The following is a 25,803-nucleotide window of genomic DNA, read 5'->3' on the forward strand; positions in this document are numbered from 1 at the left end:
GATCACAGACAACCTCTCAAGCCGACGAACCTGCACAGGCTCTGACCACACAGAGAAGAGGCCAGGCGAAGAGCAGGTATTTTTACTTATTTACATTCCTTTACACAAAAATCTAGCTTTGAACACTGATGTTGTTTTGCAGCGCCGAACTCATTTGGCGCTGCGTCTTCTCCAGGCTGAGTGATGTCAATCAGTGACCGCTGCAAAAACCAACAGAATATAGCTGACAGGATTTTTATGGATTTCAAATACACAAAGCCAGGATCTCCTGAACAACTCGGCTCATTGATGACCTTAAATTACTTAGTCAGCCAATGGGCGAATTTTCTCGTGGGTGAGGAGAAAAACATTGATCCTTCATTGGGCCTTCAAGCAAGAGCATCAATATAGATGTCAAAGAACAAGATCAAGACTGATACGATCTTTACAGATTGTGTTTGAGTAAAGTCCGGATGTGCTGGCCAACATCCACTTATTCAGTGAAGTAGCTTTTTAAAAGTCTTAGGGCATCGCTGAATAAAGTAACTCAAGGTACAAGCAGCCTATTACTGATTCGGGTTACGCTCATTCAAGCATCAGGAAAACAATTCAGCTTACTGACCGCGTAAAAACAACACACCAAAATCATGGACAACGATCTTAACGAGGAACTGGCCAGTCGCTCATTGGAATTAGCGGAATTATCAAAAATGTCGCCAGACGACCGCATTGCAAGAATTGTCTGGTCGAGATTGCAGATTGATCTGGAAAAAGAAGACAGCCTTGTCTATGGAATGCAATATTGCATTTCCAATATCTATCATTTCATAAAAAGCCAAATCCAGGAAAGCGATTTAACGCTGAAAGCTCTGTGCAACTGCGAAGAATTAATCAAAAATTTAGGTTGGTCGACTGCAGAGGTTTTTTCCGTAGATCATTCAAAGACGGTTTTTATTGACTACATCAAAGAGGTTGTGGCAATGTATACAGACACTAGACAGAACCACTGTGAAGACGCACAGTGCATCCTTGCTGTGAACATGATTCACATGGTGATTCAGGATATTGAGTATGTAATGGATAAAAGCCCTGCGCAAAAGGAGCGCTTGCTGTCTGCATTGAAAATCGCGGCTGATCTTCGCAACCAGATGCTCATCATCTTTGGTTTTCAGTCCTCAACTCCAGAAACCGAATGACAGGGTCAGCGATGGCGCACACCCTTCTACCAATCAGCAAAGTCGATTTCTGAAATGATTGAAGCGAAAATCATCTGTCACCAGCTGTAAGAACTTCCATAACGGCCTTTCACTTTGCCAGAACTGCCGTTGACCTTCACCGAGCCACCATGGCGACCTTTGACCTTGACCTTACCGCTGTCGTTGACCTTGACCTTGCGTCCCCTGGGGCCGTGGTAGTTGACGCTTCCAGCCAATCCATCAACAGCTGAGAGACCCATCAGTGCACTGAGTCCAAGTGCCGCCAGAAATTTCAACATTCGTTGTGCGTCTGATTTTTTTGATATCCGAGCTTCATCACCAGTGGCTCGCTCTGAGCGGGAAAGCTGCACTAACGGGATCACGCTGCAAAACAAGCGCTGTTCCTCAGAACGACCGACTGAATCAACACCCCGATCGTTGCAGGACAAGCATGAAACAGCTACCAGAACCAGCTTTCGATTGCACACGCACACTGCCACCCATCGCATTCATCAACATCTTCACAATTGACAGCCCCAGTCCTGAACTGCTGTCACCACGGCGCAGAGTCACTCCATCCGCACGCTGGAACCGCTCGAAGATACGTTCCAGCTGATCGTCAGCAATTCCCTGACCATGATCCAGAACACGAAAAACAATGAAATGATGTTGAACATCAAGCTCAAGTTCAATATCAGTCGCTGGCTCTGAATACTTAACAGCATTGCCAATCAGATTCTCCAGGCACTGAACAAGCCGATCAGCATCACCTACAGCCCAGACCTGCTGATCAGCGCTCGGATCTGCAAACTTGATGGCCCGATCTGGATAAGCAATCTGAGAATGACGTCGTGCTTCGCGCAAGCTCGCCAGGCAATCAAATGGTTCGCGCAATACTTTAAGTTGATTGTTATCTGCACGACTTAGATCCAACAAATCGCTGAGCATCCTGTTAAGCCTCAAGACCTCACGATTTGCCAAGGCCAGTGCATCGCGAAACTGAGGCTGAAGAGTTTGATCGCGGTTGAGTACCGACTGTATGAATCCCGAAATCACTGTCATAGGGGTTCGGAATTCATGAGAAATTGTTGATGCAAACTGCTTCTGATTTGCTGAAGATCGACGTAAACGCTCCACCATGCGATTAAACTCCTCAAGCAATGGCTGAAATTCACGCGGTTGATGTTCACTTCTGAGAGCTGCTTTCTCAAGATGATTCAACTCAATACTCGCCAATTCCTCCTGAACTCGACGAACCGGCCTGAAAATCAACCTGAGACTGATCAGCAAAGCCAGTGCCAGCACCAACATCAGAATCAACTCAGAAATAAGCTTGATTCGAATGAGCATGTTGACGAGCGGCATTGAATAAACCGGTCGTACATAGACAAAAAAACCTGTTTCGGGTCCACCCGGTAACTTGACAGATTTGATCGCAACCGAGGATTCACCGATACCACTGTCCATTGCAAATCCCGTGGCTGAAGTCGTGGCGTTCCGGGCAAACCGCAGCAGCTGTTGCTCGTCGTAGAAACGATTCGCTCCTCGAATGGTCTGTAATCCAGCTGAACCGGTGATCATCCCCGCCTTACCGTTCTCAAGGATCAGCCCCTCAATCCAATTGCGATAGTCATTAATCGTGCAGCAGGCAAACACTTGATCAACAGATAGCTGATCCAAACGATCAGAGATTACGTTGTAAGGAGCAACAATCTGGCGAGAAAGAGTGTCGTCGAGGAATTGACGAAGAAAATGCTTGCGAAGCTGCACAGTGAGAACTGAGCTGATGAATGCCTGCAGCAGAATCAGCAGCAGACTGATACCGAACAGGCGTCGCGCGATCGACCATGTGCGTTCATTTCGCCGCACAAAAGGTCGCCAAGGTCCTGGCATCAGGCTGCCTCACATGACGGGAGCTGCCCCGGCCTGGACAGCAGAACATCAATGCGTTGATTGACGGCACCGGGGAATTCAGGGGTTGGCAGCTCCCAGCCTGAATACCCCCAGGATTCGAGCAACTGGCGTCCCTGGGTATCGCTGGGGTGCATCGCCAGAAAAGCGTTCTGAACCTTGCGAAGAGAGTCCTGTCGACTGGGGTCCTCAGGGTTGTCTGTGGTCACCAGATAATCGTTGCGCCGGGGAGTGCCAACCCAGACCACAGCCAGTTCATCACGTAGAGATTCAGGAATGAACTGGTCATCCTGTCCGTTGAAACTGGGAACAAACACAAAATCGAGCAGACCATCAGCAACATGTGCCGGTAGGTGTTTCTGAATCGGCTCATGCAGGCAATGCTCAATCGATGAAGGAATCAGCCCCTTCTCCTGCATGGCCAGCAAAGGCTGCAGATAGGTGGATCCTGAAAAGCGACTGCCAAAACCGACACGACGCCCCTGAACGAGGTCGAGACTGGGCGTGCTCTCAGCAGAGAGTTCCTCAGTCCAACGACGACGACCGAGCATCACCAATCGGTAACTGGGCTTCTGGACCACCAAGGGAATCGCATTCGGGAGAGCATCCAGAAGCCGATGTCCCCCATAAATTCCAACAAACACAAGATCGACCTCACCTCGCTCGAGCAATGCGTAGCTGTGGACGTAGTTGATTGAAGGCACGTAGCGGACGTTCAGGCCGGTAGTGCGTTGCAGATAAGCCGTGAGTATCGACATGCGGCGGCTGAGAGCAGCCTGGGCCTCAAAAGGCTCCTCGGTAATGCGCAGATCGACTGGCGCATTCGGATTGAATGCTTTGGTTGGCTTCGGGGCCTGCCGGCAGGACATCAGCAGCGCGAAACAGAAGACCAGCGCCAGTGACCAAGGACGATGCCTGGGCATCAGTTTTCAAAACAGACCTTTGATTTCAAATTAGGCGGCACGGTGAGGCATGGCCGCGAAAAATTGGCTTACCTAAGGTTGGTGGCGCCAGACGGCGGTGGCATGAAGGACAACAAGGTCGACATCTTGGTTGCCGATGATGAGGCCAATATCCTCATGCTTCTCGAGTTGGAACTCCAGGCGGAGGGCTACAGCACAATCTGCTGTGAAGATGGCGCAAAAGCCTTGGCTGCAATCCGCGAAAAACCGCCATCACTGGCGCTTCTCGACTGGAACATGCCCATGATCAGCGGCCTGGATCTCTGCCGGCGGCTTCGTGAAACCGGGAACAGGGTTCCCGTGATCATGATCACCGCCAGAGATGAGATGGACGATCGCATCGCCGCACTCGAGGCAGGTGCCGATGATTTCATCTCCAAGCCTTTCAACATCCGTGAAGTACTGGCCCGCGTCAAAGCATTGCTGCGACGCAGCATTGTTGTGACGCCCGATCATCTCAGCTTCGGAGACCTGAAACTCAATGGACCGGAGAGAAGCTGCTGTTATGCAGGAACAGAACTGAATCTGACCGTGAGAGAGTTTGATCTTCTGGAGTGCTTCATCCGCAACCCTCGCCAGGCACTCAGCCGCGCCCAATTAATTCAACATGTCTGGGGAGAGGACTATTTCGGAGATGACAACGTGGTGGACGTGTATGTGCGCTATCTGCGTAAGAAGCTTGAAGACATCAAACCGGAACGGGTGATCCAGACCATTCGTGGGGTCGATTTGCATTGAGGCTCGATGATTGAGCTCTGAGCTCTTCACCAAAGTTTGAATGCAATTATCACGGCAACCTAAGAGGATATTTGCTTTGAATCATTGCCTGTCAACTGGCTTCCACTCCAGGAATCATAACTTAAATTTTCAGCCATTCTTCATACATTTGCAGCTAAAACTGGCGAGCAATTTACCACCTAATTTTATACCTTAAATCCCGATTTGCGGTCACGATGCGCTCATACAGTTGCCCATCGGCCATTGGCCTGATCCCCAGATCACTGAGCCTGATCAGGCCGAGACCAGTGACGCCACTCGGCAACTAATCCCTGGAAAATTCAACCAGATTACATTCTCCAAACCTGATGACTTTGTGCTTCCCACCCGCATGCTGCTTTCGATAATATTCCCATTCAATCCGATCTTTCAAACTGCCTCTCCATAAAGACGACTCGCAGATACTTTTCCAAACTTTCTTACTTAGCATCGCATTACTCTCTGCAAATCACCAAAACACCATCCCTAACGCATTCTGGAATGGAAAAAGAATCACTCCTGATTCTCGAGACAGGAGGATTGCCAATCAGCGACTTCAGAGACAGGAAATCGAATAACCACAACGTCCACCGAATACACGTGACTGGAGTTCACCCCGATCGTTGACAAGCAACCACTCGGCTCATCTAGCTATAAGACATCTCACAAAGGCTCAATCAGTCGAACAATGACCATCACAATCTATGGCGGCCCACAGACAAGGGCATCAATGCCGCGCTGGTATCTGGAGGAAAAGGGGATTCCTTATGAGCTTGTGGAACTATCGCTGGGTAGCGGTCAGAACATGCAGCCTGACTTTCTGGCGATCAACCCTTTCGGAAAACTCCCGGCCATGCGCGATGACTCAGTACTCGATGCAGATGGAAAGCCAGTGACTTTGTTTGAATCGGGTGCCATTCTTTTGCACCTCGCTGAACATCACGGCGGCGAAGCAACATCAGCTCATGAGAGATCCATGATCAGCCAGTGGACTCATTTCGCCAATTCAACACTGGCATTTGCCATCTTTGTGCCCGACCAGAAGACGAAAGTACTGCCGAGGCTTTTGAAGCAACTCAACATCAAACTATCCGAAAATTTTTTAGTGGGTCATGCCTGGGGGGCTGCTGACTGTGCTGTAACCGCTTATCTGGCCTACATCAAATTGTTTTTCCCAAACGAAGACCTCAGCTCCTATCCTAGGATCAATTCACTCATTGAGGAGACAAATCAACGTCCTGCCTATAGAAAAGTTATGGGAATGAGTTGAGTCAAAAGCTGCTCATTCACATCACAACGTTTCATGTTCTGACAGGCAGCAAATACATCAGCCAACAATCAATTTTTTAACGTAGCCGTATGCAGAAGTTGGTTTCATAGAATGAATAATATTTACGTTCCCCATTCAGCAATCAAAACAATCTGCTAAAAAGTGCAGTGAAATAATAATGAAAATAATTCCAGGTCATTAACCTGCTACACCTGAGAGCACCAATTTGTTCTTTGCATATCCGTCCTTAACAGTTCAATGAATAAAGCCATTGAATGAACACATGATTAGATCTCATCCGAAGGCACCTGCCTCTTGGGTTCTTCCCATGTCAATCGCCTTCACCGGTCTTTGCATCTTTGGAGCAGGTCTGGTGATTCATGAACCGCTGGAAAAAATCGCCACACGCAAAAGTCAAACCATCGTCATCGAGAACAGAACCGGAGAACCTCTGACGGTGATTCCCAGCAGCCGCTGATCAGCAGGGGGGGCTGGATCCGAACGAGCCTTCGAACTGACCCCGGCCGTCAAAGCCCCCCCCGGATGGGTGATTGAACCAAACTACGTTCTCGAGTATGAGAGGAAGAATCAGGAGCTTGTTATGGCCATCACCAATCCAACTTGTGCCTGTGAGCCCTGCGGCTGCACCGTTGCACCTCAGTCCGCAGTTGAGAAAAACGGCAAGGTCTATTGCTCACAGCCCTGCGCTGATGGGCATGCAGGTCAGGAAAAATGTTGCAACAGCTGCAACTGTTGCTGAAGAAGAACCAGATCGACAGACAGGAGTGAAGACTCTCTTACTTCTGCCTGAGCTCAACGTCTACCGCCCTATCCATCACGACTTGCAGAGAGGTTTGCTAGCCGCTCCCCTCTGAGAAAAGATCAGCACCAGAGGAGATACAACGGTGAAGAATCCCTGCAGGGACGGGCAGGCCTTCAGAGCAACAAAGCCACGCCTCACAAGGCAGCGCCGAGGAAGCCAAGGTTTCGCAGAACACAGTATAAATACTCATATCAGGTCATACTCTTGCTCATTCACGAGTGAACGCAGTTCCGATCTGAAGCATGATTGCGTTTTTGACCTTGTTCTGGATATTCGTACTCGCGGTGTATATCCGCTTTCGTGATGATGAGATGAACATCGACAGCTGATGCTGATCGCCGTAGCGCTTCTGCTGCTTCTCTCTTTCTGTCTGTCAGACGTTGAGAGATAGCGGAACAACAGTTCCATTCCTTGAAGACACACCAGTGGCTCAACCGCAGCCTGACGTGTCACTGACTGATCGCGACGGTGAATGATCATGGCCAGAATTCTCTTGACCGACGATTCAGACCATGGCCAAGGGCTACTGGCTCGCTACAGGCACGATCAACGATCCAAAAGGATTCATGGCCTATGCAGCAGCCGCTGAACCCTATCTGGGAAAGTGTGGGGCAAAAATGTTCATCAGGGACGCTCATACCGATGTCAGGGAAGGCAATCCAGGACATCTCACTGTTCTGATTGAATTTCCGAGCATTGAAGCAGCAAGAGCCGCCTATGACGCCCCCGAATACCAAGAGATGATTGGGCTGAGAACACCAAACAGTGATGCATGTTTCAGCATTCTTGAAGAAGGCGACAAACTCAGACACTGAGCTCAACCGTTCACCAAATCCGTGAACGAACGACACCAACCGCGAATCCAGACGCTTCATTTCATTCAACGTCGCGCTGCAGGTGATGCAGGCTGTTCAACAGTTGCGTGCCAATTTGAGAGCCTGATCGCGGTCTCGACAGGATGCGGTTGGTCGTCTAGGGCACCCCGGCACCGCCTCCTCTGCAGTGCCGGATTAGGCGAGCCAGACTCCAAGACAATCAAAAAAGTCCAGTTTTTATCGTAAAAACTGGAGTTCAAAAAACTATATAAAACTAATCTAAGATTTGCGAATTTTTTGTTGCATCCAATCAATAATATCTTGCTCTAGCCACACAACAGTTCGAGGGCTTATCTGAATCTGCTTCGGAAAACTTCCCTTTTCCATGTGTGTATAAATAAACGTTTTACCGACACCTGTCATTTCAATCACCTGGGAAAGCCTTAGAAACCGAGGTGCGGCTGCGTCGCTGGCCAAAGCTGTTGATGATTGAGTTGGGAAGGTGGAAGATCGATACTCAGGATTTGACGACATCGTGGTCATGATGAGAGTGTCCTCCTCCGCGAGCAACGGCACGACCATTCCCCTGATGAGAATGCGCGATGCCGAGCTTGTGCAGTCTTGAGTGCTCTTCGATCTGGTCTGTCAATTGCTCAGACCCAGCCCCAAAAGCCATGTAAACCCCGTACAGAAGGGAGCCGAACACTAGGGCCGCCAATGTACCAATCATTAAATATGCCGAAAGATTAGAACTTTCCAGCTCCATGAAACTCAATATCAATAAAACAATTCTGGCGGCTCCAAACCGCCTTGCTGTGACGATTGCTTCGCAAGGCATTTACAATTGGTATTAAAGCAGCCTTTTAGGCTTAACACTCGCGGGTCAATTCTCTTTGCCAAGCTCAAACGAATGTGACCGAAGAGCCGACAACACGATGCATCCCCGTGTAAGCAAATACAAGAGCTCGATCGGCGCGAAACGCACGGCAGCAACACTGAAGATAACTTTTTGATTGAAGAAAAAAAGAGCCCGACCTGAGCACGTCGACTGAGAACTTCTTGGAACTTCAGCGAACTTCAGTGAACTCCTTACAGTCCTCACGCCTGACGGCATGGTGCAAGCCACTTGACGTACGCCATCAACGTTGAACCGTCAAGCATTCAGCTCTCAAGCAAAGCCGGCTTCGTTCAGACGGGCAGGTCGAAGCGGATCCGATCTTGAATGCTCTTCATGCAATGGATGCAGGCATAGCGGTGCCAGCAATGACCGAGACCAGCTTTCTCAGAAAAGCACAGTGAAAAAACAGCGATGAATCAAAGCAGGTATTTTCACACGGACAACAGAGATCTGATGCTTCGATCACCCTGATCTCAGTAACAGAGCAAATACAGAACTGACCGAACCGTCTACCTATGAAAAGTTGGGAATGGACAACAATTCAAGTCTAGAGTTGACAATCACATTCAAAAAGTTTCTAGACAGAACAGTCGTGGTGTTTTCAAGCAATTACCACCACTCCGAAAAAAGAATTTTCAAATCATTGCCCACGACGGGGCATTTCATTATTGTTTCTGTCTTGAATGACGATGGGATCCCAAAGAACCACACAAAACCGCTCAAAGCTCCAGTCTCACCAGTGCAGCAGACCGATCTGGAGCGCAGCACCCTCAACCAGCAATGCAATCCCTGAAACGACTCGATTGAGTTGATGGTGCCTGTATTATGTGCATGTTCGCATTGACCAGTTTTCCTCGCCGCCACTTTGCGCTGAGGTCTCGCATTGGAGGTGAAATAGATGAATCCTGACAAACAGCACCGCAAACTCGTCAAACTCAAAGTCAAGGCAGAAGAGTGTCTGACGAGGGAACAGGCTCAGAAGATTATTCGCAAGGCCGACAAAGCCCACCGAAAGCTATCAGGGGGGCAGAACAGGGCCGCTTGAGGACCCACCCGTTCGAGATTCCATCGTTTCAGCCGACTGTTGACAGAGCTGAGGGCTTCCTGGACACGTCCGGACAAGACAATTTGTTGGCAAGCACCACAAATTCAGGAATCAGGACTCAATTCATCCTCGTGATCGAAACAAGTGAGGCAAGCAGATGGATGCATCGGTGCCATGTTTGCCATCCAATCGTTGACAGGTTCGATTGGTCGTCTAACTGCGACTCCGGTGCTGCCTCTGGCACCACCGGAATAGGCGAAACCTGGCGTTGCACAAGACAAGTCACTGAGGCAGCGAGGGAGCAATACCTAATCTTCGCAAGTGCGTGTGTTTACTCTTTCCGCCGGCACCAAACCGGGGTTAGACCTGAGGCAGAACAAACGTACTTCCATGCCGACTTATCCCCCGCTTGGACCACCCACCTCAAACGTGATCGATGCCGCTTCCGCGTTTCTGTCCGTCAGGCCCGGACAGTTCGTCATCGTCAGGGAGCTGACAGCAGCAAGCGAAAAAGTTGACAGCGAAAAAAACTGGTGGCTTGGGCAGGTCATCTTCTGTGAAGGAGCAGCGGAACATCCAAAGCTGAACAAGCTTTTTCAGGTTGCAGATGTAGACGATGGTGCGATTCGCTGGGTCCACCCCACTCAGGTGACCCATGTTCTTCACAGTCTGGACGGCATTGGCCAGGAAGGCTGGGATGGATTCGAGGATTAGTCGACTCGCGGCAGCAACTGTCAGACAAAAAAGGAGGCCTTCGCGGCCTCCGTCTACCTATCACCAAAGGAGAAGTGCTCGACGCCTCTCCTGCCTTCAGTATGTGTATCGCAAGGAACATGTGCCTGAGATCACATACTCATTGCCTTAAAGCGGCTTCGTCTGCTAGTGGAAATTCGCAACCCTTTTGACTCAAGCGGATTGCCAACACGTTGATGGGCTGCAGCAGGAGAACCACATTCAGCAAACACACCTACTGAACAAACGACAATGACCTGATCAGGAATCAGCAGGGATTCTCAGATTCGCGTTGTCTTGGCCTGATCCACAAGAGCTGCGGAAAATTCCTGAAAAGCAACAGCTGCATCCTCAGGACTTGAATGGTGTTTCGACTCCCACTGCTCAACCAGGGCACGCATGTCCTGCCACATATCCACCATGGAAAGTGGATTGAAGTCACTGGTCTGTGGCATGGAATCAGGCATGGGTGAATGATCGTCGAGTGACACCTTCTAGATGATCAGCAGCTGTGCCGCTGATCATGCAACCACCGCAACGATGAGCGATTGCGGATCGAGAGCACTTCAGCACCAGGCGAGGGAGCATGATCAAAAAAATGACTGCCTGTATTCATGTCACGCGCCACGCAACTGATCAAAAAGCTCGACAAGTTGCTAAGCCGCCACGACACGTTTGGAGATAACCCTGAAGCCTTTGTCGAAGGCCTACTTGCACAAGTTGAGAATCAGCTTCAAACCATCCAGCAGAAAAACAAACCCGAGCACTGGGCGGCCCTTTATGTGGAAAGAGACCGAGCGAGCATCAAAATGAAAGTTCTCAACAAGTTGATGGACCGCAGCTCCCAGTGAAAGCCAATCAGTCGATGATCGTCAAACGGTGGCTCTTCTGGCATCAATGATCCTTGCCAGCTCAAGGATGTAGCCAGCTGTACACCAACGACCATGGCTACGGGCACGATTTTCTGGGTCAGAGCGGATCTCTGCGGTCTCGGCCATCAAGAGATCGAGATCACTCTGAGGCAGGTCATACAGGTCCTGAAGTTCCACCTCACGACCAAGCAGGTGACTGCGAAACCACTTGCGCACTTGTTCTTGTAGCGGGATCTCTTGCGCCATTGAGCCGGTAATTCGGTCCATAGTCTGGCCGTGGATCCGACCTCGACGCTCAGACAAGAAACTTGCGGAATAGCCCAGAGGTCGTTTTATTGATCCAAACACCACATTGAAATGGCACGCACTCTCAAAGCGAACTGGCTTTCACTGGCCATTGCAGCCTTTTCGCTCAGCGGACTTCTTTGGCTTGAGCTGATCGCGACCTGAACCGGGTGCTCAAAAGATCCATACGTCTGCGACTGACGCCTGCGAAAGCATATGTCTTGAATGAGGAGACCTCTCGATTCAAAATCGATCAATCACGACCATCAGAATGCATTTGATATGTATTTAAATTCCTGATTCTGTCGATTCAAAAGAAAGTCAGAGTGGTTCATCTGGTCCAGGCAAGGGTCTTCTGTTCTTTTTTTTGGGAATCAAAGATTTCAGAGCCCCAACCATATCGTTGGTTCTGGAAACGAAAATAAAGCTTCCCAGAAAAATCACCATTGCAACAGCGAGAACTGTTGTTGTCAGAGCGTCGAGTTCAAGATTGCCGATCGTCAATCCAGTCATGCTTCGCTTGCCGAAACGAATCGACTTTGTACTGGCTGAACCGTAGCCCCAGGCTTTCGACGCAGCAATGATGCGAAAAGGCTCTGATCGTAGGGAAAAAAAGCCTTTCTTCAAATCCATGGCAGACAGTCTGCTGGGGCTAATGCTGCCCCGGTGGTCAATTGCTGCTTTGACAAGGAAATTCGCTCATGGCGCTGACCAACCTGCAGAGTGGGTCGATGAACCATCCGACTGTGTTTCAACTCCGATCACTGCGATTGGATGCGCTGGCGCGGGAACACCACGTTGTCGCTGAACTGAACGCATCCATTGCAGAAACTCCCGACTCCCTCGTCAAGGAGCTAATGGACACGCACGGCTGGCCTGCCCATGAAGCTCTTTCCGCAGTGAAGCAGCTGCAGGAGAGGGCTTTGAAAGACACCTCTGAACAAGAGGCCGCCTGAACCAGACTCTGATGGCTTCCCTGGCAGTATCAGATCAGCAATGGGGAGGATTCTCAAAATTGGACTTCCGTCGCATGTTGCTAGATCTGGGAGGTCTGACTTAAAACACCTCCAGAACACCCCTCACAACCCGCATGAAACCCTCACTGCTTCTGCTGCTTGCTGTGCTGCTTGCCCCCGGAGAAGCACTGGCACAGAAAAAAATCCCCAAAGCAAAAGGTCACAATCAGTGCCCTCTGGGATACGTCAACACATTGGGAACAACCTGCGTATCCCCGATCTATTACGAGGTTGCGCCCACCAATGGGGAAGCATGCAAGGAAGGGTGGATGAACATCGGCGCTGGCTATTGCAGAAAGAAGTGAGCAACAAAGACCCTGATAGTGCTTTTGCAGTATCAGGGCGATCTGGCAATGAAACCAAGAGATCAGTACTTAACAAGAATGAACCTTTTGCTCGGATCACACTCTTGATCGTCTAGAACTAACGGCCCTAACAGAAGTTCCTGCAACAGCACAGATCTGCAGTCTTTCAGAATGCCCCAAAAAGTTAATAACACGCGGCTTCAATGTGATCAGCAAAAAACGACGACGGACTAATTAAATTCGAAGCAATCAAAAACGACGAAAAGCAAAACATCAAGATAAATCAAAAACGCGATTCACCTTGAAAATTGGTTAATAACACTAAAAACATACTTGACAAACAGTCAGGCTAATAATGTATTCAAGCTACAAACAATGACTCAATTCTTGATATTTCAAAAAAGCAGTCACATAAGACCAAGGGAGTGGAAGAGTCCCTTGCTGACAATCACCAACATACAAACTGATGTGAACGCCACCAGATTAATGGCTGCTAGATCAAAAATAATCGGCCCACGCTCACCCTGCTGAGCGTTACCAGCCGAAAACGAGCGATTGATGTCGTCCCAGTACGCAACAACAAAACCCTTTTTGGCTGTAAGACTGCCGACACCGAGCTGACTCTGCGTCTGACTCGCAAGCTGCTGACGATCGATCTTCTCAGACTCGCGCTTGAACGCGCTCTCAAACCAGTTGACGTGGCTGAAGAACCCGACTGTCACCCAAAAAATGAGTGAAACACCAATCACAGCGCTAAGCATCACCATGCACAGACACTCCGTACTGGAGAACTAAACATCTATCTTCGCCCCGATGCGAGGCCGACCAGTGTCATCTGCAGCACATCGACAGGTCTTTTGTAGCAATGGCCGGCCTTGAACGTGGTGAGGGCTGTGATGTGACTTGATCTCCAAACAGTGGCGCCAACTTGCAATCAGGAGTTACCTGCTGGCAGCTGTGCCTTGTAATCATCAGCAACCAAGTCCAAGAGCCCCAGAAGATAGCGATCACTAGCTCCAATCTCGCTCTGCAAAACCTGAAGGGTTGAGCGGATATCCTCGATGGCAGCGTTGATCTGGTTTTCAAGCTGAGACTCGCTCGGCTGCCATTCTTCGGTGAACGAGGTTGTGGAAGCAATTTTTACATTGGTCGAATCCTGATGCGTTGGAGGCATGGATCCGCGCCGTGGCGGTTGAGAATTCCGAGCTTGGTTAGACATTCAAATCACCTTTCAGGAAGCCTTTCATCAACGAGCAGCCAAGTCTGTTAAAAAACAAACACAGCGAGACTGCAAAGAGAACGAAGCTCAACGAAACGAATCAGAATTTTGAATGAGCAATAAATCCAACAGCAGCCAGGGGCTCAACGCTTGCGCCCAAGCAATTTCCTTTTCACCACACCGTTCTGCTTCTGGTAAAGAACAAGTCTTTCACCCTCCAGAGTGTAAAAACTGAGAATTCCATTCGCCCGATACTGACGATCAAATGGCACCACCCATGATGTGCCCATCGCCATCACGTAGATCAACTCTTTTCGATCGGCACTGATGCAAAAACGGACCTTCGCATCGTTGAAAACCCCAACATCACTAAGAAACTCAGCAGCGTGATAGTCACAAGACTGAGCACGTTGAAACTCATCCTTGATATTGGCCAGTGCAGGGCTGCTGAAGCTGACACCAAGCATCGCCAAAAGTCCAATTACTGGGGCAGTCTTCATGACACTCAAACGGTTGACGACATCAGGATTGCGCTTCAGAGCAGTGATGCAAAGTCACACCCCGATGACCCCACAATAAAGAGACGCCCAAACAGAAGATCGCCTGGTCTCTGCACAAGACCCTGTGACTGCAATCGCTACTTGAACTTGATTTGATCAATACATCCATACTCCGCTGAGGCGGTAGTTTCGCGACAGCCTGGTAATGATGTGTCGTCGGGACATCACGAAAAATCTGAAGATGCGAAATCAGGATTCACTGATCCAGTATTTCTGCAACATGCTGAGGCCAACGTTGGGCCATGGTGGGAGGCTCGTATCCGTGAGCTGATCAAGCAGGATCAGACAGAGGATGCTGGTGCGCTGTTCCGAGAGTTTGAAACTCCTGAAAAGGGCTTCTAGCTATATTGAACATGCTGCTATAACATTAATCTGAGATTCAAGATTTTCCAGGACGCGAATACATCCGCCAAATAAAATGCCAGGACTATTGAAACCAGGCGATCAACAATCACAATAAGCAAACTAATCTTACACGTGACTAGTGCAATTAATTTAAAAAACAATTAAGTCAACAGTCCTGTCACTGACAAGCACTAGATTTCAATTCACAGCGACGGCAACACCATCAAAATGAACCAAGAATCTGCCGCAATGGCTTCGGAAGACAACCGTGACGCAAACAGTGCGATGACCTACACCGAAATGATGAATGAAGGGAAACAAAGAAGAAAAGACGAAAAAATGTCGACGAATAGTGAGATCACTCAAAGAATTGAAGAATTAGAGAGAAGAGTTGACCACCTTCAAAAGGTTATTCAAAGACAATTACGCATCGGTAAAGATGGCTGAATAGGATCTAAATTGTTGCACTTCAACCTATTTCGACTAATTATGTGTTGCCTGCACGCACATTCAGACTCACGCAGTCCAGACTGTCGTAGGTCTCAACCCCAGTTACAGGATTGGTGCCTGCAGCCCTGGAACACATTGCTTCTCTTTGCGGAGCATCGATAATTGCTCCTGAAAAATCAGCTCCATCAATTGTTGTCGCCATGAAGAAACTTTTTGTGAGAACAGCATCTCTGAAATTCACATTTGTGAGATTTGCCTCTTCAAAGTGCGTTGCATAAGCAATGCTTCCTTCAAGATTGGCTCCTTCAAGATCAGCACGTTTCAGGGTTGCCACACTGAACAAGGCTCCTCTCAGATCAAGGCCGGTGAGGTCGTAGTTGGATAAGTCATATTTTACAAATTCCTTTGTAATGGGCTTACCATCTTCATCACGCTCATAAAAGGGATATTTCTCTTTAAAAGCCTCAGTAGCCTGATCACTTCCCTGAAGACTGCGATCCAAACCATCATCTGGAAGACCACCACCACTCGGGTAGATCGCCAAAACCTCTGAAGGAAGCAACAGCAGAGTGCAGATCAGGACTGGCGCGAAAATCTGAAAGAATTGCCTGAAAACGCGACTAACTGAGTTCATCAAGCACTCCTAGCTAGTAAAAAACTTAAGGCAAGCAAGCAAGGCACTTTGACGACATGACCTGCTGGGATGAAACAAATAAAGCAGCACTAAGCAAAAAATGTACGGGCATCGCTCTCATTGGTAGCAGCCCTGCGGCCAATATGGATAAGCAAAAGTAGTGATTGAAGCAATAATTAATTAGAGGTTTTTCGTGGATGGAAGACCAGACCCAAGCACTTTTAGCTGAGCTAATTCGACAAGCCCTTATGAGAATACACAGCGGAGAAGCGGGTGTTGATTCAGCACTCTATAGAGCAATTTACACTCTTCAAGAGCAAAACATCATTGAAAACATCGCCTCAACTATGCAATAAAGCGTTCAATGTCAAACTATAATTCTCAACAGTCCAAGCTGACTTTATGCAACAGGCTGAAAAGAAAAAACAAATTTTTACCAACAGGGAACTATCCAACCAAATAAATATAGCCAGTCACTAAATGCATGGAGAACCAGATCAGTGCTGAAAAATAGACAGCTGCAAAAACAAACTCTTCCAGAAATTCGAATGAGTCCATAGTTCAGTAAAGCGTTGCTCTACGAATAAATTGCATCGCCGCCAGAGCTCCGAGGAAAAATACTGTTGGAATTCCCAACGCATTCACCGCCAGTGTTCTCACGGTGAATACCGGATAGCCGCCGTCTTCCCTTTTAAAGGGCGCGAGAGGGCTGTCAATCCATTCCTTACGGTTCTGAATCGAGGGGACTCCAAAAAACTGTTTACCCCAAACGATGATTTCCCATCGAGTAAGCCAAAATGCAGTGCTAATAACAGAAAAAGCTATTGGAGCGACTACCAACAGAATTTTGTAATTGAACACAACAACCGTTCTAATGCAAATCAACCCTAAAAGGGTGCTGCCACCTCAATGTATTAATTGATGCACGATTTTGGCTTTAATGCTGCAGTTGGATTGATTCATTTTTGCCATCCGCGACATTCGCTTCGAAATGACATATTTGCGACCTTGGCGCTCATTTGCCTCTATTGATGTGCGCAATTTGACTGAATCTGCATTCAGCTCCTGGTCTTGGTCAATGCTGATGCAACAGCGGGCAGCATAAAAACAACCTGGTGCTCTTCTTTTTACGCCGAAAAGTTTTAGATGTTTCAAGCTAGTAGGCAATGCGGAAGCCAAGCCCGGGGATCTGAAGCAACATTTTGATGGGTTGACAGGCTGAAATGAGTCGCTCACTGGAATCACAGTTTTGAGGCGTGCGCAGCCAAAAAGAGCCAGGCCTGAAAGAGCACAGCTCAGACTTATGACCATGACGCAGCCAGGCTGAGGCTCACCTGCAGCCTGATGAATCATGCCCAACCTGCTGGTGAACGGCCCTGACACTGCTCTAGCGACCGTGCTGCTGGCTCACGGGGCCGGAGCTGGTATGGACACTGCTTTCATGACGCAGATGGCTCAAGGGCTGGCTGAGAAGGGGTGGCAGGTGATCCGCTTTGAATTTCCATACATGGCAAAACAACGGAACAGCGGCCGTAGAACACCTCCGAACAGGGTCGAGATTCTTCTGCAAAGTTTCCTCGGTCAGGTGCAATCTCTGCATACGCGTCAACCGCTGGTGATCGGCGGTAAATCCATGGGAGGAAGAATCGCCAGTTTGGTTACCGATGAATTATTCAGCGAAAGCAGGATTCTCGGATGCATCTGTCTCGGTTACCCCTTTCACCCCCTCGGCAAGCCCAAGACACTGCGGGTGGAACACTTGTTGCAACTGCAAACCCCAACCCTGATTGTGCAGGGAGACCGCGATGCGATGGGCTCAAGGGAAGAGGTGGAAAATTATTCACTGTCACCGCAATTGCAGTTCGCCTGGATGCCTGATGGTGATCACAGCTTCAAGCCGCGCAGACGCTCAGGCCACACCGAGCAAAAGAACTTGAATCTGGCCGTGACGAAAGTGAATGATTTTCTGGGCAGACTGACAGCATCGACCCAAAGAAACAGCCATTGATTTCTTGAAAAAGAAATCTCACAAGCAATGGGCTGAGGAGGAAATGATTGATTAGTTGATTGGATCACTCTCTCGCTGAGGCCGATGCAATCAACTTCAGGTCTGGTTGCCTCCGAGCATGTCGTCGTAGCCCTCGTAGGGGTTGTATTCCGCCCAACCTGGACTGGCTTGATCCATCAGGCCGTACTCACCCTCAATCATTTCTGCACGCGTGTTGCCGTATGGGACCGTATTGCAGGTGATTCCGCCACCGGCAACCGGCTGGCAATCATCGAAACGCACCTGCGCATGAGCAGAGCTGATCGCACTGACGCCGATCGCAAGCGCGACCACAATCCGCATCATCGAAAAACTACTGACGGTTGATGGATGAAATCCCATTCTGGTCGTGATGATGAACTGATCAAAGGCCTGCACACAGACGCTCACTGTCCCGCATCGTGATCACGGCCTTGTTAACTCGCTGTTCACCGAGCTGAGTCATCACCACATCCGCCTGCAGTCCCAGCAAGAGGGTCTGACAGGAATAAAGCTGACGATCAGCTGCACGTTGCTGCAGCGCCTCTGTGAGCATCAGAGCGCGCTCACAACTTGATGGATCGGAGCGGCGGAAACATGCGAACAGTGGCTGCCTCACAGGATCCAGGGATGCTGCAATCACAGGGGTATCGATGCCTGCGAGTAACGAACCAATCGTCACCAGAATCACTGCCCTGCAGGGGCTGCTCCAAGGATGAAACGTCGAAACGGTGAGCAGAACTCTCAAAAGCACCTGGTGAAAACGACTGGCATGAGTCCGTAGATCAGCTGAAAGAATGCTTTCAATCAGTCATTGATCGGATGTACACCGACTGGACCGCTGTCGCACTGTTGCTGTTCACTGCGGTACCACTACTGGCTGTCATTGCGACTGCCACATTCTTCATCTGGCAGAAGCGGAAGACGCCGCTCCCCTGAGAGCCACCTCGGCGGATTGCCCGAGTTTCTGATCAAGGGAATGAATGGTGGAATGTCCGGAAAATGTTGATTCGGCGGAAGATTGGTCTGGTAGGTGCTCACCCCTTCCAAGACAGTCCTGACAGGTACGGAAGCGCTGCTCGTTGATGCGTTTGATGCCACTGCCGCCGCAGCTGGAGCAGATCGCCATGACCGAGCCAAAAACGCCTCTTCAGTGTGGGAGCTGGAGCCCCCTTCGATCCCGAAGGCTTCCTTAAGAATCCGGCTGATCCCAACATCTCTGCAGCGGAACGGGTCGGGCCCGAATCTCTTGCAGCAGCTCACTAGCCGATAAGGAGCAGTGCTGATCGACCAAGCCCAACGAAGCGGCCAGCCATCCCACCACCTGCTGCGATGACCACTGCTTCTCCTGAAGAGCTGCCAGCCCTGCTGCCCGCTCACGCTTGGAAAGCTTCTGACCCTCCGAATCGCAGAGCAGCGGTGTATGTCGGTAGCTGGGGGGGTGCTCCTCCAGCGAGGCAATCACCGCCTGTTGGGCGATACACACCGCAGCCAGATCCGAGCCCCGCACCACCTCGGTGATGCCCAGTGCCAGCTCGTCCACCACCGTTGAAAGGTGATAGGCGATGAAGCCATCGGATCGGCGCAGAACCAGATCACCGCAGCGTGGTTCATCCACAGCTTTCACCTTCAATCTCCAGGCCGGCAGACGTCCGTCCTGCAGGCCCCAGCCTCGGGCCATATCGCGACAGGTTCCCGGGTAACGACGACCGGCTCCCAGCTGGCGACGGCTGCAGCGGCAGGGATAGATCATCTGCTCTCCCCGCAGGGCTGAGAGGCAGGAGTCATAGAGCCCGAGTCTCCGGCTCTGCATGATCACCGGACCATCCCAGGTCAGGCCAAGCCAGCGCAGATCGGCGAGAGCGGACTCAGTCGCTCCTTGGCGGATACGAGGCGTGTCGAGATCATCAATCCGCAGCAACCATTCACCGTTGTTGAGACGAGCCTGCAGCCAGGAGATCAGGGCCGTACGCAGGTTGCCCAGATGCAGAGGACCAGAAGGTGTCGGAGCGAAACGACCCCGGTAACCGAGGAGACGCTTCTGCCGGCCACTCTCCAAGACAGCCCGAAGATGATCAGGAAGATTCACACAAGAAAGGGTGGCCCTACAGGACCACCCCGATCAAGAGTTCAAAAAGAAACTCAGCCCTGAACGCGATCCTTGAACATCTTGCCGGCGGTGAAAGCAGGCACGCGCTTGGCGGGAATCTTGATCTTCTCGCCGGTCTTGGGGTTCAGACCCTGACGGGCAGAGCGCTCACGAGGCTCGAAGGAACCGAAACCGAGGATGGAGACTTTTTTGCCCTCCACAACGGAATCGATGATGGTTTCGATGGCGGCGTCCACCACCAGAGACACATCGGTCTTGGTGAGCTCGGTGCGGGCGGCAACCAGGTTGACGAGGTCAGCTTTGTTCATTGGGTGGGGGGAAAGTGGCGGAAGCGGTTGGATCGACGATGCGGAGGTCGACATCCGCACGGCTTCCCTGAGCGCGCCAATCGTATGGAGACAATCGCTGTGCTGCAACCGAAAAAGACCGTGCCGCAATGCTTTCACCAAATCTCATGAGGATCACAACGTGTCAAATGCTGCTTCAGCCGCCTGATTCCAGCTGCTGAACGGCACCAGATATTCGCCGTTCAGAGCCCCTAGACCTGCCCCAGAAGCCAGTGCTGGAGCAGCTTCTGAAGGAAGCCACTGGTGAAGACGTCGCAAGCTGCGCAACTGACGAGGCCAGTGAAAGGTGCGTCGGTGCTGCATTGGTGCCAGTTGATGCTTTGCAACCGGCACAAGCAAACGTCCGCAGAACAGCACATTCACCGCCCCAGAGGCATGCACAACGGCATGCCCGGGGGTTGGCCCTGGTGTCCACAGCAATCGCAATCCAGACACGGTGCTGGTTTCCTCTGTAAATGTCTCGAGCTGCCGAACGCCCGGAAGCAGATAAGCCTCCTGTTCCTGCAGCAACACGGGCCATGGAAACCGCTCCTGCAGACGCCGCAGTCGTCCATGCCCCTCACGGCTGGTGAGCAGGATGCGGGCGCACCGGCCTCGAGCCAAGTCGCGCAGAGCATCCAGAGAGGCTTCGGTGAGCGGAGGGCAGTCGATGAGAACGGGCTCGGGATCCACATCAAGCCACCAGGACGATCCTCCACGGCAGTCACGGTTGGGGGGGAAGAGCCAAAGATCAGGCCTGATCTGCAGTGGGGGCCGGCCTGACTCCAGCGAGGAGGTCATCACAGACACGATGATTCACCGGAGCTGTCACTACTTTGAAGGCATCACCTGCCGCCTGGGAGAGGATCTTTGAGCACGATCCGGCGTGGCAAGCCCTGGCCTCTTGGCAGCAGCATCACCGCCCATGGCGTGAATTTCTCCGTGGCGGCCCCCGGCGCCAATCGGGTGGAACTGCTGATTTTCGCCACGGGCGAGGCAAGCAGCCCTGAGCAGCTGATCGATCTGGATGACAGCAAACACCGCTCCGGTGACTACTGGCATGTGGAGGTCGAAGGGTTGAAGCCTGGCTGCTGCTACGGCTACAGGGTGTTCGGACCGCTCGCGCGGGGAGGCCATGGCTTCCGCCCGGCAAAAGTGCTTCTGGATCCCTGTGCCCGAGCCATCACAGGCTGGTCGGTTTACAGACGCGAGGCCGCCACCGCTGCATCACCGAACACCGATTGCTGCCTCAAGGGAGTGGTCTGCGAGCGGGACCGCTTCGATTTCGATGCACACCCAAGGCCACGGCACAGCTGGCAGCAGACAGTGATCTATGAGCTGCATGTGGGTTGCTTCACCCGTCGCGGCGACAGCGACGTGGCCACGCTCCTACAGGGCAGTCTGCTGGGAGTGATCGACAAGATCCCTTACCTCAAGCGGCTTGGGATCACCACGATCGAACTGCTGCCTGTCCAGGCCTTCGATCCGCAGGATGCGCCACCGGGCCGGGACAACGTCTGGGGGTACAGCCCACTGAGCTGGTTCGCTCCTCACCAGGGCTATGTCAGCGGCGACGATCCGATGCAGGCCAGGAAGCAGATGCGGGAGCTGGTGGCGGCCTGTCACGACGCCGGGCTGGAGGTGTTGCTGGATGTTGTCTACAACCACACCACCGAAGGCAATGTTGCAGGGCCCACACTGAGCTGGAGAGGCTTCGCCGATCGCACCTATTACCACCAGAACGAGAAAGGCGACTACCTCGATGTGAGTGGCTGCGGCAACTCGATCGCAGCGCACCAGCCCCTCAGCCGGGAACTGATTTTGGAATCACTGCGCTGCTGGGCACTGGAACTGGGCGTGGATGGATTTCGGTTTGATCTCGGCATCGCCCTGAGCCGGGGAGAGGGGCTGAAACCGCTTGACAAACCGGCATTATTCGAAGCGATGGAGGCGGATCCGCTGCTCAGTGACTTGAAGCTGGTAAGCGAGCCCTGGGACTGCGGGGGCCTCTATCGGCTGAGTGACTTCCCTGCCAAGCGCATCGGGACCTGGAACGGCCGCTTTCGTGATGCCGTGCGCAGCTTCTGGAAAGGCGATGACGACAGCACCTGGCCCCTGGCCCAGCGTCTGCGCAGCAGCCCTGACCTCTATGGCGGCAAGCCAGCGGGTCTGGGCAATTCGGTGAATCTGATCACAGCCCACGATGGATTCACCCTGCTGGATCTGGTGAGCTTCAACAGCAAGCACAACCTCGCCAACGGTGAGAACAACCGCGACGGTGAGAATCACAACACCAGCTGGAATCACGGTGTGGAAGGTCCCAGCAGTGACCATGCCATCAACGCCCTGCGCAAGCGACAGCAACGGAACATGCTGAGCACGCTGCTGCTGTCACGCGGTGTGCCGATGCTTCTGATGGGCGACGAAGTGGGTCGCAGCCAGGGAGGCAACAACAACACCTGGTGCCAGGACACACCACTGAGCTGGATGATCTGGTCAGATGAGCACTGCGACCAGGCACTGCTCATCTATGTGCAGCGCCTGCTGAAGGTGCGCACTCAACTTGCCGAAGTGTTGAATCCGGTGATCGGTCACAGCGAAAACCCCAAGCGCCGCAGCGGCGATCCCGATGGCTGGTGGCGCCAGTGGCATGGGGTTGAACTGGGCAAACCCGACTGGGCGAGCTGGTCTCACTGCCTGGCGATGAGTATTCATCGCGGCGGCAGAGGAGCTGTGCTCTGGGCCGGTTTCAATGCCTACTTCAAGTCCATGCACTTCGATCTTCCAGAGCCTTCATCTCCGTGGCACCGACTGATCGACACGGCACTCCCTCCGGGTGAAGACCTTCCCAAGACGCTGGAGTCCTGGAGTCCGCAGGGGGTGCCGTTGGAAGCCAGAAGCCTGGTGGTGATGGTGGCGCGTGAATATGCAGGCAGCCTCGAGCTGTGAATGCTCAACGGCTGGAATTCAAAGCGGGCGGCGGGAATCGAACCCGCATCATCAGCTTGGAAGGCTGAGGTTTTACCACTAAACTACGCCCGCACAAAACACCTGTACTAACGCCATGAGCGGCGTGTTCCCAGGTATGTGCGCATTCATTATGGCGGTCCGTCTGCCCCTCACTGCCTGATGAGCACCAGCACCCTTCTTCGGGGATCCCGACGACGTCTGATGGTCGCCTACGGACTTGGAGACGCTGGCACGGGACTGGCTGCCACACAACTTGGCTTCTATCTTTTTCCGTTCTTCACCTGTGCGGCCGGGCTACCCGCCTTCATCGCCGGCTCACTGCTCACGGTGATCAAGCTTTGGGACGCCATCAACGATCCGTTGATCGGCTGGATGAGTGACCACACCCGCAGCCGCTGGGGTCCCCGCATTCCCTGGATGCTGGGAGCGGCACTGCCCCTGGGCATCACTCTCGCGGCGATGTGGTGGGTACCGGAAGGCAACACCCTGCAGCGCACCACCTACTACGTGGTGATGGCCATCCTGCTGATGACGGCTTACACCAGTGTCAACCTGCCCTATGCAGCACTCTCGACCGAGCTGACCTCAAGCACGGCGATTCGCACGCGGCTGAACGCCGCCCGATTCACCGGATCGATTCTGGCCGGCCTCAGCGGCCTGATCGTGGCGTCCATCGTGTTGAGCGACGGCAGCGATGGATACCTGCGCATGGGGCGCATCACAGGCACCATCGCAGCTCTGGCGACATTGGCCTGCTGCTGGGGTCTTGCACCCTTCACCAAACAGGCTCAACGACCCAGCAACCAGGCGGAGCCAGCACTGGAGCAGATCCGGAGGATCCGCTCCAATCCGCGCTTTCTGATGGTTCTCGGGCTGTATCTGCTGCTTTGGTTCGGCCTGCAGCTGATGCAGGTCGTCGCCCTGATCTGGCTTGTCCAGGTGGTGCAGGTCCCGCCTGATCTCTCCACCTGGATCCTGCTGCCCTTCCAGTTGAGTGCCCTGGCTGGACTTCAGCTCTGGAGCCTGCTCTCCAACCGCCTCGGGAGGCTGGTGGCGCTGCGATGGGGAGCCGGAATCTGGATCGTGGCCTGTCTGCTCTCGATGGTTGTCCCCCCCATGCAGAACGGTGGCACCACCGGGGAACTGATCTCCCTGATCGGTCTGATCATGCTGGTGGGCCTGGGTGCTTCCACGGCTTATCTGATTCCCTGGTCGCTGCTGCCTGACGCGATTGACGCAGATCCCACCCATCCCGCCGGGCTCTACACAGCCTGGATGGTGTTTGGCCAGAAGCTGGTCATCGGGGTGAGCATGAGTGTGTTCGGCGTGCTGCTGTCACTCACCGGCTACATCTCCTCTGAAATCTGCGATGGGCCGCTCAGTTTCGTCGAACAGCCCCAGAATGCTCTCCTAGCCATCCGAATGAGTATGGGGCTGATTCCGGCCATCCTGGTCATGCTTGGCCTGGTGGTGATCAGACGCTGGCCCGACCGCGGTGCCCACCTGCAACGCGCATGATGTTTCTCCGTCTCCGTGACCGCATCAAATCCCCACGCTGGCTGAACAGGCTGGGCAGCAGCCTGATCATCGGCGGGCAGGCGGTCACAGCCACCGCCAAAGGGCGGATCAACACCGTTGATCTGCTGGATCAGTTGCAGGAAGCTGGGCCCGGCAGCTTTCTAATCGTGATCATCACTGCCCTGGCTGCGGGCACGGTGTTCAACATTCAGGTTGCCAAGGAACTCAACAGCATGGGCGCCAATGCCACGGTTGGTGGTGTTCTGGCGATCGGGCTGGCACGGGAGATCGCGCCCCTGCTGACAGCGACGCTGCTGACAGGCAAGGTGGCCACCGCCTATGCAGCACAGCTCGGAACCATGAAGGTGACCGAACAGATCGATGCCATCACGATGCTGCGCACCGATCCTGTGGAGTACCTGGTGGTACCCCGCCTGATCGCCATGGTGGTGATGGCCCCAGTGCAGTGTCTGCTTTTCTTTGCTGTGGCACTCCTCAGCGGCCAGATCAGCAGCACGGAGATCTATCAGATCCCTCCATCCGTGTTCTGGAACTCAGTGCGCACCTGGCTCGATCCAGATGATCTCCCATTCATGCTGGTGAAAGCCCTGGTTTTCGGCCTGCAGATCGCAGTGCTGTCCTGTGGCTGGGGCATGACCACCCAGGGTGGGCCGAAGGAGGTGGGCACCAGCACCACCGGTGCCGTGGTGATGATTCTGGTGACCGTGGCTCTGATGGACGTCATCCTCACCCAGATCCTCTTCGGGGGCTGAAAATCCT

At 52.3% G+C, this 25,803-nt stretch carries 35 protein-coding genes and 1 tRNA gene; 15 read left to right on the plus strand and 21 right to left on the minus strand.

Annotation, left to right across the window (positions count from 1 at the left end; genetic code table 11):
* Positions 1-626: 626 nt before the first annotated feature.
* Complete coding sequence (locus SIB56_RS08205; RefSeq protein ID WP_413323484.1) at positions 627-1,175, plus strand: hypothetical protein; 549 nt, start codon at positions 627-629, stop codon at positions 1,173-1,175.
* A 77-nt stretch (positions 1,176-1,252) separates the two neighbouring features.
* On the opposite strand, the gene SIB56_RS08210 is transcribed toward SIB56_RS08205, so the two are convergent.
* The 3 genes from SIB56_RS08210 to SIB56_RS08220 form a co-directional block, all read right to left on the minus strand.
* Positions 1,253-1,474: a hypothetical protein gene (locus SIB56_RS08210; RefSeq protein WP_413323485.1), complete on the minus strand. Its 222-nt coding sequence runs from the start codon at positions 1,472-1,474 to the stop codon at positions 1,253-1,255.
* 124 nt (positions 1,475-1,598) lie between these two features.
* Positions 1,599-3,068: a sensor histidine kinase gene (locus SIB56_RS08215; protein ID WP_413323486.1), complete on the minus strand. Its 1,470-nt coding sequence runs from the start codon at positions 3,066-3,068 to the stop codon at positions 1,599-1,601.
* The gene (locus SIB56_RS08220; RefSeq protein ID WP_413323487.1) at positions 3,068-4,009 is read right to left on the minus strand and encodes a PhnD/SsuA/transferrin family substrate-binding protein; all 942 of its coding nucleotides are present in this window, start codon (positions 4,007-4,009) and stop codon (positions 3,068-3,070) included. Before SIB56_RS08220 ends, SIB56_RS08215 begins: the two co-directional genes overlap by 1 nt.
* A gap of 102 nt (positions 4,010-4,111) precedes the next feature.
* Between SIB56_RS08220 and SIB56_RS08225 the strand changes: the two genes are divergently transcribed.
* From SIB56_RS08225 to SIB56_RS08245, 5 genes are all read left to right on the plus strand, one after another.
* A complete protein-coding gene (locus SIB56_RS08225) occupies positions 4,112-4,786 on the plus strand; it encodes a response regulator transcription factor (RefSeq protein ID WP_413323488.1) in 675 nt (224 codons plus the stop codon).
* A 706-nt stretch (positions 4,787-5,492) separates the two neighbouring features.
* Complete coding sequence (locus SIB56_RS08230; RefSeq protein ID WP_413323489.1) at positions 5,493-6,074, plus strand: glutathione S-transferase family protein; 582 nt, start codon at positions 5,493-5,495, stop codon at positions 6,072-6,074.
* Between the two features lie 328 nt (positions 6,075-6,402).
* The gene (locus SIB56_RS08235) at positions 6,403-6,552 is read left to right on the plus strand and encodes a hypothetical protein (protein ID WP_413323490.1); all 150 of its coding nucleotides are present in this window, start codon (positions 6,403-6,405) and stop codon (positions 6,550-6,552) included.
* A 123-nt stretch (positions 6,553-6,675) separates the two neighbouring features.
* Positions 6,676-6,834 (plus strand): metallothionein, encoded by a 159-nt coding sequence (locus tag SIB56_RS08240; protein WP_413323491.1) that lies wholly within the window; start codon positions 6,676-6,678, stop codon positions 6,832-6,834.
* Between the two features lie 575 nt (positions 6,835-7,409).
* Positions 7,410-7,712 (plus strand): DUF1330 domain-containing protein, encoded by a 303-nt coding sequence (locus tag SIB56_RS08245; RefSeq protein ID WP_413323492.1) that lies wholly within the window; start codon positions 7,410-7,412, stop codon positions 7,710-7,712.
* Positions 7,713-7,991: 279 nt separating this feature from the next.
* Here SIB56_RS08245 and SIB56_RS08250 read toward each other — a convergent pair whose 3' ends face one another.
* Positions 7,992-8,294, minus strand: a complete 303-nt coding sequence (locus tag SIB56_RS08250) for a helix-turn-helix transcriptional regulator (protein ID WP_413323493.1) — start codon at positions 8,292-8,294, stop codon at positions 7,992-7,994.
* Positions 8,230-8,550: a photosystem II reaction center protein PsbN gene (gene psbN, locus SIB56_RS08255; RefSeq protein WP_413323494.1), complete on the minus strand. Its 321-nt coding sequence runs from the start codon at positions 8,548-8,550 to the stop codon at positions 8,230-8,232. The genes SIB56_RS08250 and psbN overlap by 65 nt, the downstream gene beginning before the upstream one ends.
* Positions 8,551-10,045: 1,495 nt before the next feature.
* Here psbN and SIB56_RS08260 point away from each other — a divergent pair.
* Complete coding sequence (locus SIB56_RS08260; protein ID WP_413323495.1) at positions 10,046-10,369, plus strand: DUF3104 domain-containing protein; 324 nt, start codon at positions 10,046-10,048, stop codon at positions 10,367-10,369.
* A 299-nt stretch (positions 10,370-10,668) separates the two neighbouring features.
* Here the strand turns inward: SIB56_RS08260 and SIB56_RS08265 are convergent, their stop codons facing one another.
* Entirely contained in the window at positions 10,669-10,854 is a 186-nt protein-coding gene (locus tag SIB56_RS08265) for a hypothetical protein (protein ID WP_413323496.1), read from the minus strand.
* A 147-nt stretch (positions 10,855-11,001) separates the two neighbouring features.
* Between SIB56_RS08265 and SIB56_RS08270 the strand changes: the two genes are divergently transcribed.
* On the plus strand, positions 11,002-11,238 hold the full coding sequence (locus SIB56_RS08270) for a hypothetical protein (protein WP_413323497.1): 237 nt from the start codon (positions 11,002-11,004) through the stop codon (positions 11,236-11,238).
* A 21-nt stretch (positions 11,239-11,259) separates the two neighbouring features.
* Here SIB56_RS08270 and SIB56_RS08275 read toward each other — a convergent pair whose 3' ends face one another.
* Together SIB56_RS08275 and SIB56_RS08280 are read right to left on the minus strand one after the other, a co-directional pair.
* Positions 11,260-11,505: a hypothetical protein gene (locus SIB56_RS08275; RefSeq protein ID WP_413323498.1), complete on the minus strand. Its 246-nt coding sequence runs from the start codon at positions 11,503-11,505 to the stop codon at positions 11,260-11,262.
* Positions 11,506-11,865: 360 nt separating this feature from the next.
* Positions 11,866-12,177, minus strand: a complete 312-nt coding sequence (locus SIB56_RS08280) for a hypothetical protein (protein ID WP_413323499.1) — start codon at positions 12,175-12,177, stop codon at positions 11,866-11,868.
* A gap of 68 nt (positions 12,178-12,245) precedes the next feature.
* Here SIB56_RS08280 and SIB56_RS08285 point away from each other — a divergent pair, with 68 nt between their 5' ends.
* Positions 12,246-12,500 (plus strand): hypothetical protein, encoded by a 255-nt coding sequence (locus SIB56_RS08285; RefSeq protein ID WP_413323500.1) that lies wholly within the window; start codon positions 12,246-12,248, stop codon positions 12,498-12,500.
* A gap of 134 nt (positions 12,501-12,634) precedes the next feature.
* Positions 12,635-12,865, plus strand: a complete 231-nt coding sequence (locus tag SIB56_RS08290) for a hypothetical protein (RefSeq protein WP_413323501.1) — start codon at positions 12,635-12,637, stop codon at positions 12,863-12,865.
* A 407-nt stretch (positions 12,866-13,272) separates the two neighbouring features.
* Here SIB56_RS08290 and SIB56_RS08295 read toward each other — a convergent pair whose 3' ends face one another.
* The 3 genes from SIB56_RS08295 to SIB56_RS08305 all read right to left on the minus strand — a co-directional run bounded on the left by SIB56_RS08295 (position 13,273) and on the right by SIB56_RS08305 (position 14,584).
* Positions 13,273-13,632: a hypothetical protein gene (locus SIB56_RS08295; protein WP_413323502.1), complete on the minus strand. Its 360-nt coding sequence runs from the start codon at positions 13,630-13,632 to the stop codon at positions 13,273-13,275.
* A gap of 167 nt (positions 13,633-13,799) precedes the next feature.
* On the minus strand, positions 13,800-14,039 hold the full coding sequence (locus tag SIB56_RS08300; RefSeq protein WP_413323503.1) for a hypothetical protein: 240 nt from the start codon (positions 14,037-14,039) through the stop codon (positions 13,800-13,802).
* Between the two features lie 188 nt (positions 14,040-14,227).
* Complete coding sequence (locus tag SIB56_RS08305) at positions 14,228-14,584, minus strand: hypothetical protein (RefSeq protein WP_413323504.1); 357 nt, start codon at positions 14,582-14,584, stop codon at positions 14,228-14,230.
* A gap of 654 nt (positions 14,585-15,238) precedes the next feature.
* Here SIB56_RS08305 and SIB56_RS08310 point away from each other — a divergent pair.
* The gene (locus SIB56_RS08310; protein ID WP_413323505.1) at positions 15,239-15,436 is read left to right on the plus strand and encodes a hypothetical protein; all 198 of its coding nucleotides are present in this window, start codon (positions 15,239-15,241) and stop codon (positions 15,434-15,436) included.
* 40 nt (positions 15,437-15,476) lie between these two features.
* Here the strand turns inward: SIB56_RS08310 and SIB56_RS08315 are convergent, their stop codons facing one another.
* From SIB56_RS08315 to SIB56_RS08325, 3 genes are all read right to left on the minus strand, one after another.
* Positions 15,477-16,001: a pentapeptide repeat-containing protein gene (locus tag SIB56_RS08315; protein WP_413323506.1), complete on the minus strand. Its 525-nt coding sequence runs from the start codon at positions 15,999-16,001 to the stop codon at positions 15,477-15,479.
* A 633-nt stretch (positions 16,002-16,634) separates the two neighbouring features.
* The gene (gene psbF, locus SIB56_RS08320; RefSeq protein ID WP_413323507.1) at positions 16,635-16,934 is read right to left on the minus strand and encodes a cytochrome b559 subunit beta; all 300 of its coding nucleotides are present in this window, start codon (positions 16,932-16,934) and stop codon (positions 16,635-16,637) included.
* Positions 16,935-16,979: 45 nt separating this feature from the next.
* A complete protein-coding gene (locus SIB56_RS08325; protein ID WP_413323508.1) occupies positions 16,980-17,426 on the minus strand; it encodes a hypothetical protein in 447 nt (148 codons plus the stop codon).
* Between SIB56_RS08325 and SIB56_RS08330 the strand changes: the two genes are divergently transcribed.
* Positions 17,425-18,081 carry an alpha/beta fold hydrolase gene (locus SIB56_RS08330; RefSeq protein ID WP_413323510.1) on the plus strand — a complete coding sequence of 219 codons (657 nt, stop codon included), beginning with the start codon at positions 17,425-17,427 and terminating at the stop codon, positions 18,079-18,081. The genes SIB56_RS08325 and SIB56_RS08330 overlap by 2 nt on opposite strands.
* A 96-nt stretch (positions 18,082-18,177) precedes the next feature.
* Here the strand turns inward: SIB56_RS08330 and SIB56_RS08335 are convergent, their stop codons facing one another.
* The 6 genes from SIB56_RS08335 to SIB56_RS08360 form a co-directional block, all read right to left on the minus strand.
* On the minus strand, positions 18,178-18,423 hold the full coding sequence (locus SIB56_RS08335) for a lactate dehydrogenase (protein WP_413327237.1): 246 nt from the start codon (positions 18,421-18,423) through the stop codon (positions 18,178-18,180).
* A gap of 61 nt (positions 18,424-18,484) precedes the next feature.
* Positions 18,485-18,781: a hypothetical protein gene (locus tag SIB56_RS08340; protein ID WP_413323511.1), complete on the minus strand. Its 297-nt coding sequence runs from the start codon at positions 18,779-18,781 to the stop codon at positions 18,485-18,487.
* Positions 18,782-19,003: 222 nt separating this feature from the next.
* Entirely contained in the window at positions 19,004-19,228 is a 225-nt protein-coding gene (locus SIB56_RS08345) for a hypothetical protein (protein ID WP_413323512.1), read from the minus strand.
* A gap of 63 nt (positions 19,229-19,291) precedes the next feature.
* Complete coding sequence (gene gluQRS, locus SIB56_RS08350) at positions 19,292-20,188, minus strand: tRNA glutamyl-Q(34) synthetase GluQRS (RefSeq protein WP_413323513.1); 897 nt, start codon at positions 20,186-20,188, stop codon at positions 19,292-19,294.
* A 53-nt stretch (positions 20,189-20,241) separates the two neighbouring features.
* Positions 20,242-20,517, minus strand: coding sequence for an HU family DNA-binding protein (locus SIB56_RS08355; protein ID WP_006043393.1), 276 nt, complete (start codon positions 20,515-20,517; stop codon positions 20,242-20,244).
* A 153-nt stretch (positions 20,518-20,670) separates the two neighbouring features.
* Complete coding sequence (locus tag SIB56_RS08360) at positions 20,671-21,336, minus strand: MBL fold metallo-hydrolase (RefSeq protein WP_413323514.1); 666 nt, start codon at positions 21,334-21,336, stop codon at positions 20,671-20,673.
* Between the two features lie 69 nt (positions 21,337-21,405).
* On the opposite strand from SIB56_RS08360, the gene SIB56_RS08365 reads away from it, so the two are divergent.
* Positions 21,406-23,484 carry a glycogen debranching protein gene (locus SIB56_RS08365; RefSeq protein WP_413323515.1) on the plus strand — a complete coding sequence of 693 codons (2,079 nt, stop codon included), beginning with the start codon at positions 21,406-21,408 and terminating at the stop codon, positions 23,482-23,484.
* A 22-nt stretch (positions 23,485-23,506) separates the two neighbouring features.
* Here SIB56_RS08365 and SIB56_RS08370 read toward each other — a convergent pair.
* Positions 23,507-23,577: transfer RNA gene (locus SIB56_RS08370), tRNA-Gly, on the minus strand.
* A gap of 87 nt (positions 23,578-23,664) precedes the next feature.
* Between SIB56_RS08370 and SIB56_RS08375 the strand changes: the two genes are divergently transcribed.
* Both SIB56_RS08375 and SIB56_RS08380 read left to right on the plus strand, forming a co-directional pair.
* A complete protein-coding gene (locus tag SIB56_RS08375; protein WP_413323516.1) occupies positions 23,665-25,023 on the plus strand; it encodes an MFS transporter in 1,359 nt (452 codons plus the stop codon).
* Positions 25,024-25,046: 23 nt separating this feature from the next.
* Complete coding sequence (locus SIB56_RS08380) at positions 25,047-25,796, plus strand: MlaE family ABC transporter permease (protein ID WP_413327239.1); 750 nt, start codon at positions 25,047-25,049, stop codon at positions 25,794-25,796.
* Positions 25,797-25,803 lie beyond the last annotated feature (7 nt).

It is taken from the genome of Synechococcus sp. MIT S9503 (assembly GCF_047304175.1).
Lineage (GTDB): Bacteria > Cyanobacteriota > Cyanobacteriia > PCC-6307 > Cyanobiaceae > Synechococcus_C.